The organism is uncultured Bacteroides sp. (assembly GCF_910586915.1).
Classification (GTDB): domain Bacteria; phylum Bacteroidota; class Bacteroidia; order Bacteroidales; family Bacteroidaceae; genus Bacteroides.
This window is the reverse complement of sequence record NZ_CAJULN010000008.1, coordinates 30,406-52,108: the sequence shown is the minus strand read 5'-3', so window position 1 is coordinate 52,108 and position 21,703 is coordinate 30,406. Positions and strand designations below refer to the sequence as shown.

18 protein-coding genes, 1 tRNA gene and 1 pseudogene are annotated in these 21,703 nt (G+C 48.9%); 8 read left to right on the top strand and 12 right to left on the bottom strand.

Going from position 1 to position 21,703, the window contains the following annotated elements; all coding sequences use genetic code 11:
• Positions 1–57: 57 nt before the first annotated feature.
• The 8 genes and pseudogenes from QZ331_RS05070 to QZ331_RS05035 form a co-directional block, all read right to left on the bottom strand.
• Positions 58–953 (bottom strand): annotated as a pseudogene (locus tag QZ331_RS05070) (AraC family transcriptional regulator).
• 148 nt (positions 954–1,101) lie between these two features.
• Positions 1,102–1,911: a rhamnulose-1-phosphate aldolase gene (gene rhaD, locus QZ331_RS05065; RefSeq protein WP_294628610.1), complete on the bottom strand. Its 810-nt coding sequence runs from the start codon at positions 1,909–1,911 to the stop codon at positions 1,102–1,104.
• Between the two features lie 24 nt (positions 1,912–1,935).
• Positions 1,936–2,955, bottom strand: coding sequence for an L-rhamnose/proton symporter RhaT (rhaT, locus tag QZ331_RS05060; RefSeq protein ID WP_294628609.1), 1,020 nt, complete (start codon positions 2,953–2,955; stop codon positions 1,936–1,938).
• 6 nt (positions 2,956–2,961) lie between these two features.
• Entirely contained in the window at positions 2,962–4,218 is a 1,257-nt protein-coding gene (locus tag QZ331_RS05055) for an L-rhamnose isomerase (protein WP_294628607.1), read from the bottom strand.
• Positions 4,219–4,268: 50 nt separating this feature from the next.
• Positions 4,269–5,726: a rhamnulokinase gene (gene rhaB, locus QZ331_RS05050; protein WP_294628606.1), complete on the bottom strand. Its 1,458-nt coding sequence runs from the start codon at positions 5,724–5,726 to the stop codon at positions 4,269–4,271.
• 51 nt (positions 5,727–5,777) lie between these two features.
• A complete protein-coding gene (locus QZ331_RS05045; RefSeq protein ID WP_294628604.1) occupies positions 5,778–6,794 on the bottom strand; it encodes a zinc-binding alcohol dehydrogenase family protein in 1,017 nt (338 codons plus the stop codon).
• 31 nt (positions 6,795–6,825) lie between these two features.
• Entirely contained in the window at positions 6,826–7,749 is a 924-nt protein-coding gene (locus tag QZ331_RS05040) for an amidohydrolase family protein (RefSeq protein ID WP_294628602.1), read from the bottom strand.
• Positions 7,750–7,766: 17 nt separating this feature from the next.
• A complete protein-coding gene (locus QZ331_RS05035; protein ID WP_294628600.1) occupies positions 7,767–8,699 on the bottom strand; it encodes an aldo/keto reductase in 933 nt (310 codons plus the stop codon).
• Positions 8,700–8,881: 182 nt separating this feature from the next.
• On the opposite strand from QZ331_RS05035, the gene QZ331_RS05030 reads away from it, so the two are divergent.
• The 3 genes from QZ331_RS05030 to QZ331_RS05020 all read left to right on the top strand — a co-directional run bounded on the left by QZ331_RS05030 (position 8,882) and on the right by QZ331_RS05020 (position 10,666).
• On the top strand, positions 8,882–9,904 hold the full coding sequence (locus QZ331_RS05030; protein ID WP_294628598.1) for a LacI family DNA-binding transcriptional regulator: 1,023 nt from the start codon (positions 8,882–8,884) through the stop codon (positions 9,902–9,904).
• A 112-nt stretch (positions 9,905–10,016) separates the two neighbouring features.
• A complete protein-coding gene (locus QZ331_RS05025; RefSeq protein WP_294628595.1) occupies positions 10,017–10,337 on the top strand; it encodes a type II toxin-antitoxin system RelE/ParE family toxin in 321 nt (106 codons plus the stop codon).
• 8 nt (positions 10,338–10,345) lie between these two features.
• Positions 10,346–10,666: a HigA family addiction module antitoxin gene (locus tag QZ331_RS05020; protein WP_294628593.1), complete on the top strand. Its 321-nt coding sequence runs from the start codon at positions 10,346–10,348 to the stop codon at positions 10,664–10,666.
• A gap of 103 nt (positions 10,667–10,769) precedes the next feature.
• Here QZ331_RS05020 and QZ331_RS05015 read toward each other — a convergent pair whose 3' ends face one another.
• From QZ331_RS05015 to QZ331_RS05005, 3 genes are all read right to left on the bottom strand, one after another.
• Positions 10,770–11,333, bottom strand: coding sequence for an FKBP-type peptidyl-prolyl cis-trans isomerase (locus tag QZ331_RS05015; protein WP_294628591.1), 564 nt, complete (start codon positions 11,331–11,333; stop codon positions 10,770–10,772).
• An 11-nt stretch (positions 11,334–11,344) separates the two neighbouring features.
• Positions 11,345–12,886, bottom strand: a complete 1,542-nt coding sequence (locus QZ331_RS05010) for a glycine--tRNA ligase (RefSeq protein WP_294628589.1) — start codon at positions 12,884–12,886, stop codon at positions 11,345–11,347.
• A 104-nt stretch (positions 12,887–12,990) separates the two neighbouring features.
• Positions 12,991–13,497 carry an HU family DNA-binding protein gene (locus QZ331_RS05005; protein ID WP_294628697.1) on the bottom strand — a complete coding sequence of 169 codons (507 nt, stop codon included), beginning with the start codon at positions 13,495–13,497 and terminating at the stop codon, positions 12,991–12,993.
• Positions 13,498–13,903: 406 nt separating this feature from the next.
• Here QZ331_RS05005 and QZ331_RS05000 point away from each other — a divergent pair, with 406 nt between their 5' ends.
• The 5 genes from QZ331_RS05000 (at position 13,904) to QZ331_RS04980 (ending at position 19,061) form a co-directional block, all read left to right on the top strand.
• On the top strand, positions 13,904–14,092 hold the full coding sequence (locus tag QZ331_RS05000; RefSeq protein ID WP_294628587.1) for a two-component regulator propeller domain-containing protein: 189 nt from the start codon (positions 13,904–13,906) through the stop codon (positions 14,090–14,092).
• Between the two features lie 191 nt (positions 14,093–14,283).
• Positions 14,284–16,929, top strand: coding sequence for a DNA gyrase/topoisomerase IV subunit A (locus QZ331_RS04995; protein WP_294628585.1), 2,646 nt, complete (start codon positions 14,284–14,286; stop codon positions 16,927–16,929).
• On the top strand, positions 16,929–17,792 hold the full coding sequence (locus tag QZ331_RS04990; protein ID WP_294628583.1) for a DUF3316 domain-containing protein: 864 nt from the start codon (positions 16,929–16,931) through the stop codon (positions 17,790–17,792). Before QZ331_RS04995 ends, QZ331_RS04990 begins: the two co-directional genes overlap by 1 nt.
• 53 nt (positions 17,793–17,845) lie before the next feature.
• Positions 17,846–18,907, top strand: a complete 1,062-nt coding sequence (locus tag QZ331_RS04985; RefSeq protein ID WP_294628581.1) for a S41 family peptidase — start codon at positions 17,846–17,848, stop codon at positions 18,905–18,907.
• Between the two features lie 72 nt (positions 18,908–18,979).
• A tRNA-Leu gene (locus QZ331_RS04980) sits at positions 18,980–19,061 on the top strand.
• An 83-nt stretch (positions 19,062–19,144) separates the two neighbouring features.
• Here QZ331_RS04980 and QZ331_RS04975 read toward each other — a convergent pair.
• Positions 19,145–21,697, bottom strand: coding sequence for an outer membrane beta-barrel family protein (locus tag QZ331_RS04975; protein ID WP_294628579.1), 2,553 nt, complete (start codon positions 21,695–21,697; stop codon positions 19,145–19,147).
• Positions 21,698–21,703: the final 6 nt, after the last annotated feature.

Genomic DNA, 21,703 nt, shown 5'->3' with positions numbered 1-21,703 from the left:
ATACTTAATAAATAACAGTCTTAAATTGAAAAGTTTGTAGCAAGAACATTTAGAAATTCACTCCTCCCGCCCGAACGAACGATATTCTAAAGGAGTAAATCCTGTACGCTTTTTAAAGAAAGAGAAGAAATATTCAGTAGACTGAAAACCAAGAAAGAAATCTCCTTGACCGATTGAGAAGTACCAACCAGCATTTGCTTGGCCTTACGAAGTTTCAATTCCTGGAAATATTTGCCGGGAGCATAACCTGTATACTCTTTAAAGACACGACGAAACCATGAGTAGCTGATATTGAGACGCATTGCCAGTTCTTCCGGGTCTATATTGTCGGAAACATTCTCGTTCATTATAATCTTTGCCTGCTCTATCTTCTGGTCTACATCGCTCATCTCAAAAATCTTGTTTTTAGAGACAGAAAGAATCAGGCCAATCATGTGGAGCACCAGGCCGGAGAGATATTGCTGTGCCGAAATCTTGTCTGCTTCAGCTACAGCAAGAGCACGGGAGAATAATGAAACCAGTTCTTCGTTGATACCGACCTCCAATATCTGTTGCTCAGGAGATAAAAAAGAGTTGTTCACGATTGCGTCTATTGCCGGGCCTTCAAATCCAATATAATATTCCGTCCATCCTGTCTGACGCAACGGATGGTATGTATGCCACTGACCGGGAAACAACACCATGAGCCTGCCTTTACATACTTATTTTTCGGAAGTCGATTCGGATGAGAATAAGCCGCGTCCCTTCGTAATATAAACTAATTGGTATTCGCGAAGTACCCGCCCCTTTTCCGCATTAAAGAAGTAACCGGAAGGATGCTCTTTCAATGGATAAGGAGAATCGGGCAGAATAGACTGATAACCGACTGTATTAACCCACAAACCGAACTTACAGTCCATGTCGTTTACAATCAGATATTTAAATTCAACTTCTAAGCGATTATCCTCAGTCATATCAATGTGTTTTCATGCAATTGGGATGGATAAAAGTAGGAATTATTTATAAAAAACGACACAGATTACACCGATTTTAGATTTAAATATTGAATCTAAAATCGGTGCAATCTGTGGTGAAAATTTATCATGCGATTTACGACGGCGATTATTTAGGAAGATTGAAAGCAACTGTCATTTCTTTCATCTGTTCCCGGCTCATGCCATCGGGTTCAAAGCCCATATTCTTGGCTGCGATATAGATTAAAGCGGATTTGTTCAGCACATCAATCTGGTCGAAGGCCTGCATGGCGTCACAGTCTACTGCGAACACACCGTGCTTCTCCCACATCACCACGTCATAGTCCTGCAATTCTCTGATGGTAGCTTCCGCCAGTTCCACCGAGCTGGGCAACTTATAAGGAATGATGCCCAAGCCACGCGGGCAAAACGCTTTTGTTTCGGGAATCATGCTCCACAGAAGATTGGTAGCTACGTCTTTTTCCAAGAATTTCGGGCAATGCGTCATGGCAACCAACTCTATCGGATGAGTATGTACAGATGCTTTATAGGGAGAGTTCTTACGCAACAAGTCATTGTGTACGCTCAAGTGAGAAGGCAATTCCGATGTCGGCGCCACTGCTTCGTCGGCAATAATGACGTAGCTGGCACAATCGTCCAGAATACGGATTACCGAACCGTTCTCCATCGGCCAACGGGCTAAATCACGCATACGTTTGTTGGTTCCTTTGCAGTAGAAGTAACAACCTTTCAGATAAGGCAATGTGAGGCCGATAGGCTTTACTTCGCTAATCGGCGGCATCCGACGGATTTCATCGTCGACAAATTCCGTGATATTGACGGTGATATTGCCACCGTTACGTTCAGCCCAACCTTTCTGCCACAAATATCCAGCAACTTCCGCTACCTTGTTCACTTCTTTGGCAAGTGCCGGACGGTTTTCTAAAATTGATTTCATTTCGTTATGTCTTTTGGTGGAATATTAAAATAAATTCGGGAATATCAGTGAGAATATCAGTACTACCAATCCGCAAATCAACACGGTGATTGTTTTAGGGGATACTCCTTTCCATTCTTTGAGAAGAATTCCCCAAACGTTGCTGAAGGTTACATTCAGTGCCATCAGTATACACCAGGAGAAGGCCAGCAATACGGGGCTTCCCGTAAGGAAACTCTTGCCCATTTCCAGCCCGAAGAACTGCATATACCAAAGCACGCCGGCCAAAGCGCAGAACAGCAGGTTGTTGCCCCATACTTTTCCTTTGGCATAGTCGCCCATCGACTTATTCACTACATTCTGTTGCAGACAATACACTGCATTCGTGAAAAATCCGCCAAGCGTAACCAAAAAGATGACAGGAAGGCCTGCGTAAAGCCCTTCAACGTCACCTGCCAAAGCAGCTTCTTTGATGGGTGTCCCTGCATCCAGCCCCAAAGCGAAGCAAGCGCTCATCACACCTGCCAACAATGCTACCAACAGTCCTTTTGTCAGAGCAAAATCTTTCACAGCAGCACATTTCTCCTCTTCGCTCATATTTTGTGCACGCAAGCTACCGGCGTAGCCGATGATGGCAATACCCGCCAAAGTGATACAAACGCCGAGCAGAAGAACCAGTCCGTTACCTTCAAACAGGTTTGTTCCGGCAAAAAGAGCCGGAAGCAGTGTTCCGAAACCGGCACAAGTACCCAATGAGATACTCTGCCCCAACGCTACACCCAAATAACGCATGGAAAGCCCGAACGTCAGTCCGCCCACTCCCCACAATATACCATAAAAGATACTCATTGCGGCACCTCCCGCTCCCCACAAGCCGAGCAAACTGCCTCCTTGAGGAACACCCAGCAATGCACCCAATAGCGGGAATACCAACCAGGCGAACACACCTTGCACCAACCAGAAGCTTTCCCAGCTCCATTCCTTTACCTTATTAATAGGTACATAGGAACTGGACTGGCAAAAGCTACCGATGGCTATAATCAACAAGCCGATTAAAATATCCATAAACACTTATCGTTTAGAAGTTACTTCGGCTTCGTACTTTTCGATTTCCGCAATGAAATCTTCGCCTACCGGAACATTGTTCCGCAAACAGAACATATCCCACACAGCATTCCACGGAAGTGCTTTTTCTTCTTCGAGCAGAGCCAGGCGTTGGAATCCCTGTCCGTTGGCTTCGTACTCACGCAGTCTGGCAATCGGTTCGAGGAGGGCACGGGTCATGCACTTCTGTGCGGCACGGCTACCGATTACATACGCACCGATACGGTTGATAGAAGCATCGAAATAGTCAAGACCGTAATGCACGCGGTCTAATGCGCCGCAACGTACAATTTCGCTGAACAGTTCCATCGTCGGGTCGTCCATGATGGTAACGTGGTCGGAGTCCCAACGAACCGGACGGCTTACGTGCAACATCAGTTCGGGAACATAAAGTAACAAGGAGGATACTTTGTCGGCCACGCTTTCCGTCGGGTGGAAGTGACCGGTGTCCAACGTAATCATCTTGTTGTGCGAAGCGCCATAACCGATGTAGAAGTCATTGGAACCTACCGTATAACTTTCGAGACCGATACCGAATACTTTGGATTCGATGCAGTCTTTCATATTCTTATATTCGGTGGCGAAGATCTGGTCCAGAGAATCTTTCAGCAATGCACGATATTTCATGCGGTTTACCGTAATATCCTTGCTTCCGTCATGTACCCAAAGATTCATGATACACGGGTCTCCCTGTGCCTCGCCCATCGCTTCTGCAACGGCACGGCAACGTTTGGTATGTTCAATCCAGAATTGGCGGATGCCCTCGTCCGGATTGGAAAGTGACAAGTCGCCCGATTTCGGATGTGAGAAAGAGGTGGAATTGAAGTCAAGTTTCATGTTATGCTCCTTACCCCATTCCATCCAGCTTTTGAAATGTCCGGGCTCTACCTGGTCGCGGTCTACCACCTTGCCCTGGAAATCTCCGTAAATCTCATGCAGATTCAGGCGGTGAGTACCGGGGATATAAGAAGCGGCTTTCAAGATGTCGGCGCGCAGTTCGTCAATGTTTCGGGCTTTGCCGGGATAGTTGCCGGTAGCCTGGATACCACCTGTGAGCGAGCCTGCCTGCACTTCGAATCCTGCCACGTCGTCAGCCTGCCAGCAGTGGAGCGACAGGTGAAAATCCTGCATGGTTTTCAATACTTGCTCGGTGTCTACACCTACTGCTGCATAACGTTCCACAGCAATCTCATACGCTTTCTGAATCAGTTCTTCTTTCTTCATGATATTCTATTGTTTAAAAATGATTATTTTGCCGATGATGTACCGGTCGGCTACCGGATACAGTTTTTAAAATGGATATACGCCGCCTCCCACGCTTCCGCATCCTGGGGATGATAGGTTTTCAACGGGATGGAACGGTTTATCAACCGACGCATACCTGCCACGTCGGTCGCCTCTCCCGCCGCCATTGCCTGAATCATCACATTGCCGATAGCCGTAGCTTCGGACGGCCCCGCAACTACCGGAATACCAATGGCATTGGCGGTAAACTGGTTCAGCAGGTCGTTGCGGCTGCCGCCGCCAATCACGTGCAATGTCTCGACCGGGCGGGGAGAAAGCGAACGCAAGTTCTCCAATACCTGACGATAACGCAAAGCCAAGCTCTCAAAGATGCAACGTACCACTTGTCCACGCTGTTCGGGCACAGGCTGCTCGGTAGCATGGCAATATGCTGCGATGGCTTTTTCCATATCCGCAGGATTCGCAAAACAGTCGTCATCGGGATTAATCAGGCTGCGGAACGGTTCGCACGCCTCCGCTTCGCTGATAAGTTCGGGATAACTTGTATCTCCCCAGTTCAAACGACAGCGTTCCAGCAGCCACATTCCGCAGATGTTCTTCAGCAGGCGGATGGTTCCTTCCACACCGCCTTCGTTGGTAAAGTTCAGCGCTTCCGTCTCCGCATTGATTACCGGAGCATCCGCCTCAACACCCATCAGCGACCATGTTCCGCTACTCAGATAAGCAAAGTTGCGGTCCAGCGCCGGAACGGCAGCTACGGCAGAGCCCGTATCGTGTCCGGCTATGGCAATCACGGGGATGGCTCCCAGTCCGGTTATCTTCTGCACCTCTTCGGTCAATACCCCCACCTTTTCGCCGGGAAAGACAAAACGGCCGAAGTTCTTCTCGCTCAAGCCGACTGCCTGCAACAGCTCCGGTTCGAGACGGCGGGTTTGGGCGTTCACTAACTGGGCCGTCGAAGCAATCGTATATTCCGTCACCATTTCGCCGGTGAGCATATAGCTCAATGTATCCGGCATAAACAGAATCTTGTCTGCCGCAGCCAGCGCACTGTCATGATTGCGGCGTAAGGTGTCCAACTGGAAAAGTGAATTGAAATTCATGACCTGAATACCCGTCTTACCATAGACTTCGCTACGCGAGATGCGGGAGAAAAAGGCTTCCGGCGCTCCCGCCGTATGCGGGTCGCGGTACGCATAAGGCTGACGAAGCAGGTTGCCGTCTTTTCCGATACAAACAAAATCCACTCCCCATGTGTCGATACCGATAGAGGTGATGGATTCGCCGCGCCGGGCCACCAGTTTCAGCCCGTCAATGATATGACGATACAAAGCATAAATATCCCAATAGAAATGTCCACCGACTTCAATCAGGTGGTTAGGAAAACGGTTGATTTCTTCCAGCTTCAATCCGCCTTCAATGAACGTTCCCAAGATTGTACGGCCGCTCGTTGCGCCCAGGTCGACTGCAAAAAAGTTCTGTTTCATGGCATTCTGTCTATATGTATTCATTTTGATTGAAAGCCTATACATTTTGACCTAAAATTCGACCAAGATACGGAATACTTTTCCCGGATTGGCCGCCCATTCCTGCATGGCTTCCAAAGCACCTTCCGGTTTGACAACCTTTGAAATCAGCTCTTCCACCGGGCAGTTTCCTTCCTTCATATAATTGATGACGGCACGGAAGTCGGCAGGCAATGCATTTCTCGAGCCACGGATATCCAACTCTTTCTGAACGAAAAGTTTTGTTTGGAAAGCCACTTCGCTCTTGGCATAGCCGATGCAAACCACACGGCCTGTAAATCCCACTTCGTCTACAGCCATTACATAAGTAACCGGGCTGCCGACAGCTTCAATCACCACATCCGCGCCCAGTCCTTCCGTTATTTCCTGTATCCGCTCGTGCACATTCTCCGTTTTAGAGTTAACCGCATAAGAAGCACCGACCTTTTTCGCCAATTCCAGTTTCTCGTCGTCCAAGTCGACCGCAATCACCGTCGCCCCTCTCAAGGCAGCACGTACGATGGCGCCTATCCCAATCATACCGCAGCCAATGACCATCACGCACTCGTTATCCGTCACTTGCGCACGCGATACGGCATGAAAGCCGACACTCATCGGTTCAATCAGCGCACAGTCGCGCGACGAGATATTGCCTGCCGGAATAATTTTCGTCCAGGGCAATGCGGCATATTCACACATCACTCCGTTGCGTTGCACGCCCAACGTTTCGTTATGCTCGCAGGCGTTGACCCGCCCATTCCGGCAGGAAGCACATTTGCCGCAATTGGTGTAGGGATTCAATGTCACACTCATCCCCTTTACGAAACCTGCCGGAACCTCCGGACCGACCTCTTCAATGACCGCTCCCACTTCGTGTCCCGGCACTACCGGCAGCTTCACCATCGGGTTCTTGCCCAAAAACGTGTTTAAGTCCGAACCGCAAAAACCTACATAGCTGATTCTTACCAATACTTCACCGACGCCGACAGCCGGTTTTTCCACTTCAACCACCTTCATTTCAAAGGGATTGACTATTTGAACTGCTTTCATTCTGATATGTTTTGATTCTAATTTTAAATTCTTATTCTGACATATTCCGTATGTAGGGAAGCACGGGAAGGTCGGCAAATCCGTAGAAATTGCGGGCATTCTCTCCCAAAAAGAGTGCTTTTTCCCGCTCCGAAAGTTCCGGTGATTTCACCACAAAGTCATACGACATTTTATAGGTAATGGCGGTAATGGTACGCGGATAATCCGAGCCCCACATCAGTTTCTCTATCCCCACCAATTCCGCCGCTTCACGAATGGCTCTGACTGCTCCCTTGAACGGATAGAATTCGTCATTGAAAAGCCATGTGATTCCTCCGGATTCAATCATGACATTGGGGTGGCGTGCCAGCTTTATCTGTTCAAGCCACCCGGGCAAGCTAACCATCCCGAAATGTCCGACAGCTATCTTCAGGCGGGGACACTCCCGAATGATTTCTTCCATTTCAGCAACCTGTGTCTCCCCTTCCGCCAAATCGACGGAGAGCATCACCTCCCGCTCTTCCATATAGTGAAACATCCGCATCATCTCCTCACTGTTCAGCATCACTCTGCCTTCTTTCAGCAGCAGCCGGTGTGCGGGAATCTTGATTGCCTTAAAACCTTTGGCTATAAGTTCCTTTGCCTGTCCGGCGAATCCCGGCTGGCGGAATTCACACATTCCGCATACAAAGAAACGGTTGGGATAACGTGCCGCGACCTCGGCCAGATAGTCGTTCTGCAAGCCATCAATGAATTCCTGCGTAATGACGGCGGCCGACACTTGCGCATAGTCCATATTCGAAAGGAAGACTTCCGCGCTATTCACCCCGTCTATCATAAAAGGCGGAACCATCTGCCGAACTTCCCCCATGAACAGCGAACGTCCGTTTTCGAGCGTCCGTATCGGGAATCCGTCTACGACCGTATCCTGCCGCAGCCACAAATGGGCGTGTGCATCAATAATTGTATAATCCATACGAGCGGTTCCGTTTTTTATGAGTTTGCCCAACTTACGCATTTCTGTTCGCCGATGATATCCTGCACTTCACGGACAAGTTCCCAGTCAATCGGTTCTTCGATGAAAGCGATGTTCTTTTTCACATTCTCCGGATGGGTCGTACTGAACAGCGTAGTCGCAATGCGGGGGTTGCTGACAGCGAACTGCATGGCAAGTTTCTCAATCGGATAATTCTTCGCCTTGCAATGCAGCATTGCTTTGCGGCACGCTTCCACCAATGTGTCGGGCGCCGGATGCCAGGCGGGAACACCCCGTTCGCTCAGCAATCCCATTGAGAGCGGAGAGGCGTTGATGACACCGATTTCTTTCGACTCAAAATAATCCAGGAAGTCGGTCAGTTTATCGTCGCACAGACAATGGTGGCAAAAGTTAAGCACCGATTCCACCGTACCGTTTGGAGAGTGGTTGATGACCCATTTCAAGTTCTCCAACTGCAAATCAGTGATTCCGACATGGCCTACCACTCCTTTCTCACGCAATTCCACCAAAGCAGGAAGTGTCTCATTTACTACTTGGTTTAAATCGGCAAACTCAACATCGTGCACGTTTATCAGGTCGATGAAGTCTATGTTCAGGCGCTCCATACTCTCGTACACGCTTTCGACGGCACGCCGGGCAGAATAATCCCACAAGTTCACACCGTCTTTGCCGTAACGTCCTACTTTCGTAGACAGATAATAGCAATCGCGGGGAAGTTCTTTCAATGCTTTCCCCAACACGGTTTCTGCCTTATAGTGTCCGTAATAAGGGGAGACGTCAATGAAGTTCATACCCGATTCAATAGCGGCAAACACTGCCTGTACACCCTCTTTTTCTTTCAAATCATGGAAAACCCCTCCTAAAGAAGATGCCCCGAAACTAAGCGAGGAGACTTTCATTCCCGTCTTTCCGATTTCATGGTATTGCATATACATAGGTTTTAAATAGTTTTGTATGCGGCAAAAGTAGAGCAGGAATGAGTGCGGCCGGTCGGCGGCAGGCAGAAAAAGCGACGTAACGGTTTACGTAAAAAATATTGCCTGGTATGTTTTTTATTTATTCGGGAATGTGCTTTCTTTGTGGAAAGATTCAAAGTTGGAGGCCTTTATTAATGGAATACCGAAAACATACTTCGCTCAAAGATATTGCCCAGGCCTTAGGGGTGTCGGTTCCTACCGTGTCCAGGGCGCTGAAAGACAGTCCCGAAATCAGTCGCGAGCTTTGTGCCAAAGCCAAGGCGCTTGCCGAAGAGATGAATTATCGTCCCAACCCTTTCGCCATGAGCTTACGGAAAAATGCGCCGCGCATTATCGGCGTGGTGGTTCCGGATATCGTCACTCATTTCTTTGCTTCCATCCTCAACGGAATCGAGCATATGGCGGTCGACAACGGATATTTTGTGATTATCACCACATCGCACGAATCGTACGAACACGAGAAACGGAACATCGAGCATTTAGTCAATATGCGCGTGGAAGGTATCATCGCCTGCCTGTCGCAAGAGACTACGGATTACGCTCATCTCGCTGCCTTGAAAGAGATTAATATGCCGCTTATCTTGTTCGACCGTGTTTGCCTGACCGACCGGTTCTCTTCGGTCGTTGCAGACGGGGCGCAATCTGCACAAATAGCAACCCAGCATTTGTTGGACAACGGAAGCAAACGGGTGGCCTTTATCGGCGGAGCCAATCACCTTGATATTGTGAAAAGCAGGAAGCACGGTTATCTGGAAGCCTTGCGCGACAACCGGATTCCTATCGAAAAGGAGTTGGTGGTTTGTCGGAAGATTGACTACGAGGAGGGAAAGATTGCAACGGAAACGTTGTTAGCTCTCCCCCAGCCCCCCGACGCCATTCTTGCCATGAACGATACGCTGGCCTTTGCCGCGATGGAAGTCGTCAAAAGCCGGGGGCTCCGCATTCCGGACGATGTAGCAATCATCGGCTATACCGACGAGCAACACGCCAATTATGTAGAACCTAAGCTATCTGCCGTGTCTCATCAGACCTACCGGATGGGGGAAACTGCCTGCCGGTTGCTGATTGAACAGATTAAGGGAGACAGGAGCGTGAGGCAGGTGGTGATTCCGACGCATTTGCAGATTAGGGAGAGCAGTGTAAAGCCACTGCCTTAATGAATGACTTCTGAAAGGAGTATTTTTGCGATGGCACTTGTTGAAAACGATTCGCTAATTTTGCGAATTATATAATTTATAACTATCTTTGTACTATCAAAGAACAGGCAATATGAATGTAGAATTTGAGAAAAAGTATTTGGCGGAACTTTATGAAAAAGGAAAGACCGATGATAAGAAGCATCGGTTCCAGCCTCAAATAGTCAATGGTTATTTAAAGTGCGTCAAAGCCCTGTTGAATGCTTCTCGAATGGAAGAATTATATCAGTACAGGTCTTTAAATTATGAGAAGCTGAAAGGTGATAAGAAAGGAATTTCCTCTTTGCGTATCAATGATCAATACAGATTGGAATTTAGGGAAATTACCAATGCGGGCAATCAAACTATCGTAGAAATATGTTCTTTGACAGATATTACAAATCATTATAAATAGGAGGTACTATGGGTATATCAGCAAATAATTTACAGTCATTCCGCCCCTATCATCCAGGTGAATTAGTAAAGGAAGAACTGGAATATAGAGGGATAAAACAAAAGGACTTTGCAAAAAAATTCGGCTTGTCGTATTCTGCCCTGAATGAAACGTTAAATACAAAACGTCCGATAACTACCGAGTTTGCCTTATTCTTAGAAGCAGCTTTAGGTATCAATGCCGATTTGCTTGTAAGAATGCAAACAGATTATAACATACAGATGGCACGGAAGAATAACTCTCTACGTGAAAAGCTAAACAATATAAAGAAAATAGCTGCTGTATTTTAAAAACAGGCGGTTACGCTCTTCCGTCGATTTTATTAACAAATTGCCGAATTAAAGTAGCACTTTTCACTAAAAACGCTACTTTAATTCGGCAATTTCTATAAGATTACTGTTTTACAATCTTCTCCAACTTTACATTGTACACCAGTGCAGAATAAGCCTGTAAAGATCCATCGCTACCCGTACCGGAGCCATAGCCGCTTTGATAAGGAATATACAACGTCCAGTAATCGCCTTCTTTCATATGAGTCAATGCATAAGACCAGCCGGAAATCACTCCATCCAAAGAGAACTCCGCAGGAGCGTCAAACTCCGTCGGCTCTGCCTCGGTGAAAGTCTGCTGAACTACATCTCCATTCAAATAAGACATCCGATAATGCGCACTGATAGTAGAAGTATATACGGGAGTCACTGTTCCATCTCCCGCTTTTATCTTCTTGACGTATATCCACTGCCCCGTCACTTCATCTTCGTAAGCATGAAGTTTCTTCGGGTCGTTATCCGGTAAGTTCCTGTTCTCGGCACTGTTACATACATTTGCAATAGAATCGATAAAAGCCTCGTTACGCGCGCGCCAATTATCATAACGGTCTACCTCTTCCGTCTCACTACAGGCAGTGAACGCAAGTGCCAACCATACTAAGGAGAGAAAATAGATCTTTTTGCTCATTCGTCAAAGGTTTATTGTAAAGTTTTCAACAGAGAAGTGATACTCACTCTGTCGGCAATGATATTGTTCAGTTCGGAGATAGCCACACGCTCCTGCTGCATCGTATCGCGGTTGCGCAAGGTCACACAGTTGTCTTCCAACGTCTGGTGGTCGACCGTCACGCAATACGGAGTACCGATGGCATCCTGGCGGCGGTAACGCTTGCCGATGCTGTCTTTTTCGTCGTATTGGCAATGGAAGTGGAACTTGAGGCTGTCGATGATTTCGCGTGCCTTTTCGGGCAGGCCGTCTTTCTTCACCAACGGCATTACCGCCAGCTTCACCGGAGCCAGGGCAGCAGGCAATTTCAGCACGACGCGGCTCTCGCCACTCTCCAACTGCTCTTCGCAGTAAGCGGCGCTCATGATGCTGAGGAACATACGGTCTACACCGATGGAAGTCTCGATGACATACGGCGTGTAGGACTCATTCAGTTCGGGGTCGAAATACTTAATGCTCTTTCCGCAGTACTTCTCGTGTTGCGAGAGGTCGAAGTTGGTACGCGAGTGGATACCTTCGACTTCCTTGAATCCGAACGGCATCAAGAATTCGATGTCGGTAGCGGCATTGGCGTAATGCGCCAGCTTGTCGTGGTCGTGATAGCGGTAGCTTGCATCGCCAAAGCCCAGTGCCTTGTGCCATTTCAGGCGGATTTCCTTCCATTTCTTGAACCAGTCGAGTTCGGTGCCCGGTTTTACGAAGAACTGCATCTCCATCTGCTCAAACTCACGCATACGGAAGATGAACTGACGGGCAACAATCTCGTTGCGGAACGCCTTACCAATCTGCGCAATACCGAAAGGAACCTTCATGCGGCCCGTTTTCTGCACGTTGAGGTAGTTGACGAAAATACCCTGCGCGGTTTCGGGGCGGAGGTAGACTTTCATCGCACCGTCGGCAGTAGAACCCATTTCGGTGGAGAACATGAGATTGAACTGGCGTACTTCCGTCCAGTTCTTGGTTCCGGAGATGGGGCATACGATTTCTTCATCGATGATAATCTGACGCAATTCCTCCAGGTTGCCGTCGTTCAAGGCTTGTGCAAAACGGGTGTGAAGCGCGTCGCGCTTGGCCTGCTGTTCCAACACGCGTGCGTTGGTGGAGCGGAACTGTGCCTCGTCGAAACTTTCGCCGAATCTCTTGGCGGCTTTCGCCACTTCCTTGTTGATTTTATCGTCGTACTTTGCCAACTGGTCTTCGATGAGCACGTCGGCACGGTAACGCTTTTTAGAATCTTTATTGTCAATCAAAGGGTCGTTGAATGCGTCAACGTGTCCGGAAGCCTTCCAGATGGTGGGATGCATAAAGATGGCAGAGTCGATTCCGACAATATTTTCGTGCAACAGCACCATGCTGTCCCACCAGTATTTCTTAATGTTGTTTTTCAGTTCAACGCCCATCTGACCGTAGTCATACACAGCGCCCAGTCCGTCGTAGATATCGCTCGAGGGGAATACGAAACCATACTCCTTACAGTGCGATACAAGTTTCTTAAAAACGTCTTCTTGTGCCATTTTCTTTTTTATATCTATTAATTTGTTTTTCTTTTTTCCGTAAAAAGTGCCACAAAGATAGAGATTTATCTCGTAAGTGGGGACAGGTAGGGTATTAATTTATCTTATTCTCCGTCTTCTTCGTCGGTTTGGGGCGCCATCATGCGGGCATACTCCTGCTGCTCCTGTTTCCGGTCGGCCTCTTTCATTTCCTTCGTCAGTTGACTTTCGGGCATATAGAGGTTGAAGGGGATGCGCGAGCATTTTATCTTCTTCACCCGCCGGCTGAATTCGGGGCAAGCCACAAAATAAACGCGTGATACTGAGACTTTTCCCGGAGTCACCTGCTCGGGGCGTTCGAATCCTTGGCTGGTAAGCGAGGTATGAAATGTGCCCAACCCCTCGATGGTGACCGACTGCCCGATGGAGAGCAGACTGTAAATGGCATCGACCATTTCGGTCAGTATCCCATCTATCTGCCCACGGTGGAAACCGCTCCGTTTTTCGAGATATTCGGCAAACTCTTTATTCTGGATGGTGTCTATCAAACTCTTTGGCACACCATACCACAACTCTCTTCGTTCTCCGGACGTTAAATCCGCTTTTTTCCGCACTACATAGGGGACTGTCATTGTCTGTACTCCTTTCTTTTTTGGTTCGTATTCGCGCTTTGACTGACACCCGGGTGTCAGCGATACCAGGACCCGGGTCTCAGACATACCGACACCCGGATGTCAGCATCACTGAGACCCGGGTGTCAGCAAAGTCTTATTCGCAGCAAAAGTAACTCTTTCCTGCATATAAACAAAAAAATGAATGCATTTAAGAATTCCGGTTCATCCGGCAGGCTTTATCGCCCTATGAAAATCGTCCGGCCTTTTCCTCCCTTCCACCGGCAGGCGGGCGGCACAAGGTTCAGGCCTGTCAACTGCCGTGTGGAAATTATTTTGAATAGAATTTATAAATAATTTGTTCATATTAAGTATTTAGACTGTATATTTTCAAAAACAACAACCGCAATCAAATTATATTAGAGCTATGAGACATAAATTCTTATCGGTATTATTTTTTCTGCTGATAATATCAAGCAAGCTCCTATATAGAAACTATTTCAAACATATCGGATTGTCGGAAGGCCTGACACAACCTTCCGTCTTATCCATTTATCAGGATGAATTGGGAAGAATGTGGTTTGGCACGCGCGAAGGAATCAACCGCTACGAATAACAGACTTTCAGAAACAGAAGTCTCATTCTGGACGGGAATTCACCATAAGAATCCGGTACATTATCCCTCTCAATGAAAACACTACTTGTACACTGATTTAGAATATTCACTTAGCTAAAAAACGTGTTTGCTTTTCGTTCTCATATGAATTTATTTCGTATTTTTGCGTGTATTAAAGCGAAGATTGATTTATGAGTGACGAAATTAACGAGATACCAGAAGAACATTCAGACTACAAACCGGCGGACGCACGGGACGAAAACGTGAAACATCAACTGACAGGTATGTACCAGAACTGGTTTCTGGACTACGCCTCGTATGTGATTCTCGAACGTGCCGTGCCCCACATCAACGATGGTTTAAAGCCCGTTCAGCGACGCATCCTGCATTCGATGAAGCGTCTCGACGACGGACGTTACAACAAAGTTGCCAACATTGTGGGACACACCATGCAGTTTCATCCGCACGGCGACGCTTCCATCGGCGATGCCTTGGTGCAACTCGGACAGAAAGATTTGCTGGTCGACTGCCAGGGAAACTGGGGTAATATTCTCACCGGAGACGGTGCTGCCGCGCCGCGTTACATCGAAGCGCGTCTGTCCAAATTTGCTTTGGATGTCGTGTTCAATCCCAAGACTACCGAGTGGAAACTCTCTTACGACGGACGCAACAAGGAACCGGTCACTCTTCCCGTGAAATTCCCACTATTACTGGCACAGGGAGTAGAAGGTATCGCCGTCGGTCTCTCTTCCAAAATACTGCCGCACAACTTCAACGAGCTTTGCGACGCCGCCATCAGCTATCTCCACGGCGAGGAGTTCCAACTATATCCCGACTTCCAGACGGGTGGTTCCATCGACGTGGCCAAATACAACGACGGCGAACGCGGCGGAGCGGTGAAGGTACGCGCCAAAATCAACAAGCTCGACAACAAGACGCTCGCCATCACGGAGATTCCTTACGGCAAAACCACATCGTCCGTCATCGACTCCATCCTGAAAGCTGTCGACAAAGGAAAAATCAAGATTCGCAAGGTAGACGACAACACGGCTGCCAACGTCGAAATCTTAGTACACCTGGCACCCGGCACGTCGTCGGACAAAACGATTGACGCCCTCTACGCCTTCACCGACTGCGAGGTGAGCATCTCGCCCAACTGCTGTGTCATCGACGACAGCAAGCCTCACTTCCTCACCGTGAGCAAAGTACTGAAAAAATCGGCAGACAACACGCTGAGCCTGCTGAAACAGGAATTGGAAATCAAAAAAGGCGAAATACTGGAGGCACTGCACTTCTCCTCGCTCGAAAAGATATTCATCGAAGAGCGCATCTACAAGGACAGGGAGTTCGAACAGTCCAAGAATATGGACGCCGCCTGCGAACACATCGACGAACGTCTGACGCCGTTCTATCCGCAATTTATCCGTGAGGTGACCAAAGAGGACATCCTCAAGTTGATGGAAATAAAAATGGGACGCATCCTCAAGTTCAACTCGGACAAAGCGGACGAACTCATCGCACGGATGAAAGAAGAGGTTGCCGAAATAGACAATCACCTGGCACACATCACAGACTACACCGTCAACTGGTATCAGATGTTGAAGAACAAATACGGCAAGAACTTCCCGCGCCGTACGGAACTGCGCAACTTCGACACCATCGAAGCCGCCAAAGTAGTGGAGGCAAACGAAAAGCTCTATATCAACCGCGAGGAAGGATTCATCGGGACAGCCTTGAAGAAAGACGAGTTTGTGGCGTGCTGTTCGGACATCGACGATGTCATCATCTTCTTCCGCGACGGCAAGTACCTCGTGACACCCGTTGCCGACAAGAAGTTTGTCGGCAAGAACGTGCTCTACATCAATGTGTTCAAGAAGAACGACAAGCGGACGATTTACAACGTTGCCTACCGCGACGGGAAAGAGGGAACGACCTACATCAAACGTTTTGCCGTGACTTCTGTTGTCCGCGACCGTGAATACGATGTCACACAGGGCACGCCCGATTCCCGCATCACCTATTTCAGCGCCAATCCGAACGGTGAAGCCGAAATCATCAAAGTCACGCTAAAACCCAACCCGCGCGTGCGGCGCATCATCTTCGAGGAAGATTTCAGCGAAGTAGGCATCAAAGGACGCCAGGCACGGGGTGTCATCCTTACCCGCCTGCCGATACACAAAATCACGCTGAAACAAAAAGGCGGCTCTACCCTCGGCGGACGGAAAGTGTGGTTCGACCGCGACATCCTCCGCCTCAACTACGACGGACGCGGTGAGTATTTGGGCGAATTCCAAAGCGAGGACAGCATCCTGGTGATTCTCAACAACGGCGACTTCTACACCAGCAACTTCGACCTGAGCAACCACTACGAGGATAGCGTAAGCATCGTCGAGAAATACGACCCCAACAAAATATGGACTGCCGCGCTCTACGACGCCGAGCAACAGAATTACCCTTACTTGAAACGTTTCTGTTTTGAAGGTTCAGCCCGCAAACAGAATTACCTGGGCGAGAACAAGAACAACCGTCTCATCTTGCTGACCGACGAGTACTATCCGCGCCTGGAGGTCGTATTCGGTGGAAACGACAGTTTCCGCGAACCGTTGGAAGTGGATGCGGAGGAGTTCATCGCTGTCAAAGGCTTCAAGGCGAAAGGCAAACGCATCACCACTTATACGGTCGAGACCATCAACGAACTCGAACCTACCCGTTTCCCCGAACCCGAACAGCAGCCGCAGCCCGAAGAGGAAGAGGAACCGGAAAACTTAGACCCGGACAACGGCAAGAGCGAAGGAGATATCATTGACGAAATAACCGGGCAGATGAAGTTGTTCTGATGAAGAAAGTACTGATATACTTGGGAGTGGCAGGATATATCCTGTCGGCCCTCTGCACCAAAGCACAAGCGCAGACCGACAGTCTGCAACTCCATCGCTACGTGACACGTGCCACCCTGTATGGCGTCGGGGTTACCAATGTATTCGACACCTATCTTTCGCCGCAGGAGTACAAAGGAATGGAGTTCCGCGTCTCCCGCGAAACAATTCGGATGACCCGGTTGTCCGACGGGAATGTGTCTGTGCAGAATTTCTTCCAGGCAAACATCGGCTATACGCACAACCGCGCCGAGAACAACAACACCTTCTCCGGACTGGTCAACTGGAACTACGGTCTCCACTATCAGTTCCGGCTGACGGACAACTTCAAATTGCTGGCAGGAGGGCTGCTTGACGTCAACGGAGGCTTTGTCTACAATCTTCGGAACACAAACAACCCCGCTTCGGCAAGGGCTTACCTCAACTTAGACGCTTCGGGGATGGCAATCTGGCATCTGAAAATCAGGCGCTATCCGATGGTGTTGCGCTATCAGGTCAATCTGCCCGTGATGGGGGCACTGTTCTCGCCACACTACGGACAGTCTTACTACGAGATATTCTCACTGGGCAATGCAGGCGGCGTGGTGAAATTCACCTCGCTGCACAACCAGCCCTCGCTGCGGCAGATGTTCACCGCCGACCTCCCGATAGGAGATGTCAAGATGCGTTTCAGCTACCTTGCCGACTGGCAGCAATATAAAGCGAACAACATCAGAACGCACGCATACTCCCATGTATTCATGGTGGGAGTGGTGAAAGAGCTATACCGCATCCGAAGCAGAAAGGATGCAACCTCTCTGCTGCCGGCAGCAGGAGCTTACTGAGAGAACAGAAATATTTTATGTCGCAAACTTCAAAGCGTGAGAGATACACAAGAATGAGAAACAGGATTATACAACTGCTTTTGCTGCTCTGTTGCCTGTCGGTTCCGGCCGGTTGCATCAGAGAGGAGGAGTACGCCAATGACCCCGTAGGCAACTTCGAGCAATTATGGAAAATTATCGACGAGCAATATTGTTTTTTAGAAGCCAAAGGGATTGACTGGGACGCCGTTCACGAAGAATACCGCAAACTGATTATCCCGACCCTGTCCAACGACGACTTGTTCGACATTCTGAGCCGGATGCTATACACGCTGAAAGATGGGCACGTCAACCTCTCTTCCGCCAGCCGCGTCTCTTATTACGATGCATGGTACTACGGATTCCCCTGGAACTACCGCGAGGATATTCTCTACAAATTCTATTTGGGAAGCGCCGGTTCGGACTATCGCACCTCCGCCGGTTTGAAGTATAAGATATTCGACAACAACATAGGCTATATACGCTACGAAAGTTTCAGTGCCGGAGTGGGCGACGGCAACTTGGACGAAGTACTCCGTTACCTGCAAATCTGCAACGGACTGATTATCGATGTCCGCGACAACGGGGGCGGCAACCTGACCAACTCTTCACGCATAGCCGCCCGATTTACAGACCACCCGGTTCTGACGAGCTACATCCGGCATAAGACAGGTAAAGGACACAATGACTTTTCGGCAATGGAGCCTATCTACCTGCATCCCTCCAACAGCATCCGTTGGCAAAAGAAAGTCGTCCTGCTGACCAACCGTCGCTGCTACAGCGCTACCAACGATTTTATCAACGCCATGCGAAGCATAAACAACGACGGCGAGGAGCAACGAATTTTCCAGGTAGGTGACCAGACCGGCGGCGGCTCGGGACTGCCCTTCTCTTCCGAATTGCCCAACGGATGGAGTATCCGTTTCTCTGCCAGCCCGCACTTCGACAAATACGGAAACGCTCTCGAAAACGGGATAGAGCCGGATGTATATATAAATATGGATAAGATTCTGGAAGAGGGAATAGCAGCAGGCGACACGGAGTCGCAAAAGAAAGACGCCCTGATTGAAGAGGCGTTCAGGATACTAAATGAGTAACTTTATCTGCGAATAGTTTGCCAAATCGGAAATTCTTCCTATCTTTGCACCGCTAAACAAAAAGCTACACAGGCGGATGTGGCGTAATTGGTAGCCGCGCCAGACTTAGGATCTGGTGCCGTGAGGCGTGTAGGTTCGAGTCCTATCATCCGCACTTTTTCATATCGATAAATTAAGAGGGATGTCCCGTTTTCGGAACATCCCTCTTAATTTATGATTACACCGATTCGCATCGTCTTACTGACCGCCGCCACTATTTCCGTCGCTGCCTTTCACATCGTCGTTAGTGATGCTTCGCGCCGCTTTCTTCACACTGGCTTTCAACTCCCCAATCCGGTAGCTGACACCGAGACTTACATAACGGTCGGGATACCTGCTACTGCTTCGTGAAATAAAGTTGGCATCTTCCGTACGGCTGCTGTATGTTCTGTATTTGGTAAAGATATTGCTACAGTGCAAGTTGACCGACAAGCGTTCTTCCTTTAGGAACGAACGGCTCACACCGATGCTATAATATTGATAGCCGGAACCTTTTCCCTGCAAACTGATGTAGGGTGTGCTTCCACCGCCATTCAGGCTCAAACGGATTTTGAAAGGAAGTGTGTGCTGGATACCGCCATGGAGAGAGCCGCCCCATCCGTAATTGTGCAATTCCTGTGCCTCGCTTTTCAGGTCTCTGTAGTTGCCGCGCCCATTCAGATAAATGCGGGTTTTGGAAGTGGCATTCCAGTTCATGTAAAGCGACAGGCCTGTTTCGCGGTTCTTGCCGATATTACCGTACGTGCTATACAAGGCTCCTTCGGGTGCAATATGTTGCGGATTGTTGTCAAATATTTCACCATCCGCAGCAGTTATCAGCCGGCTCACCCGTTCTATTCCGTTGTTATTGAACGAATGGCGTAGCGAAACATTGATATTGAACTTGGCATTGAAGTTACTATAGGCAATGTCGAAGGCATGGCTTTTCTCACTCTTCAAGTCAGGATTTCCCTGACGGATGAACATCGGATTCTGGTCGTCGAAATAAGGATTCAGGTTCCAGATACTCGGACGCCAGATGCGCATATTGTATCCGGCACGCAGATTTTGAGTGTCGCCTATCTTCATTCCCAACGAAACGGAGGGAATCAAGTCGCTGAAATCCGTGCGGAAGTCCTCCCCCTGCCCGATGATGTACTCCACCCGCTGGATGGTTTGCTCATAACGGACGCCGGGTTTGAAAGAGAAGTTCTTGTACTTCAAGGTATAACCCGCGTAGGCAGACAGGATATGGTTGAGATGGCGGTACTCACTGCTCCGGCTTTCGTTGTAGGCGTAGTTGTCGCTGCCGCCTGCCGCTTCGTAAAACCCGTTATCGCTGCTGTTGCGACGGAAAATATATTTCGCTCCCGCCTCGATGGTATGCAGTTTGCCTATCGGGGTAGTGTAATCTGCCTGCAAGGTCTGTTCCATTGTATTCGTCTTGCCGTCGGAATGGTAGTTTCTCAGGCGCAGGCGCTCCACCAAGTCGTCTTTTTGTTCGTCGGGGAATATATCCTGATACGTACTGTAGGAGTCACTGGTCTGGGGATGTGTGTTGATCTTATAGGATAAAGTAACCATCCGCTCCTTGTTGATGCGGGAGGTGCGCTGATAGTCGATGTTTCCATTGATGGAATACCAGGAAGATTTGCCGTAATTGTCCGTGCGATAGCGATAGGAAACGTCTTCGTGGTTGGACTTATACATGACGGTTTGCCCGCCACTGCTGCTCTTATCGTTGCTGCCATACATTCCGAAAGCGACCGTGAAAAGCCTCAGCGTATCAATCTCATAACTCGCTTCGAGATTGCCGTATTGGAAATTCCCATTGGAAGTGGAGCTACTTTCGGACTCCAGGTATTTTTCATCTCTTGCCCCCGGTTCGTAACTCTCGCGATAGCTGTCCGAGTAGCTGCGCGGAGAGTCGTTGTGGTCGTAATTATAATTGAGGGAAACGGTCAGTTTGCCCTGTTTCACCATCGCATACGTGCCTGCTCCGACGCCGTTGTTGTTCGCATCGGCACGGAAGGTTGCCGTATAGCCATCGAATCCGCTGCCTACCGTCACAATGTTGAGAATACCGCCAACGCCCTCGGCATCGTATTTTGCTCCGGGAGAAGTAATCACTTCGATGTATTTGATGGTATTTGCCGGCATACTTTTCAGCACTTCTTTGGGATTATTGCTCATCATGCTGTTGGGCTTGCCGTTAACGTGTATCTTGAAACTACTGCTGCCGTTCACCTGCACATTATCCTCTCCGTCCACCGTCACCAGCGGGACTTTCCGCAGCATCTCAAGAATATTATTCGATTTGGAGTCGGGGTCGTCCTCAATGTTGTACTCTATCTTATCCACATCCACCTTTACCAAAGGTTTCTGGGCTACAACCTCCACTCCTTTCAATTCGTTGGTGGCTTCGGCGGAATACAGCGTTCCCAAATCGACCGTGCGGACGGAAGGCACCAAAGTCATACTTCGCACTACCGGTGCTTTGCCTATCGAAGAGATGCTGATGACATAATCGCCTGCCGGCACATTGAGTTTCTCCTGAAACTTACCGTTTGCCCCGGTCACCGCCATCTTTACCGCTTCGGCGGGAGTCTCCTTGCGGGTGATGCGGATGGTGGCATACGGTTCTCCCTCCCGTGTCAACGAGTCGAGAAGCACTCCTTTGATAATAAAAGAAGAAGCGGTCGTTTTCTGCGCCCATCCGGCAGCACATTCCACACACGCGAATAGTAATAGCAGCAAAAATCTGTGTTTCATAATCCT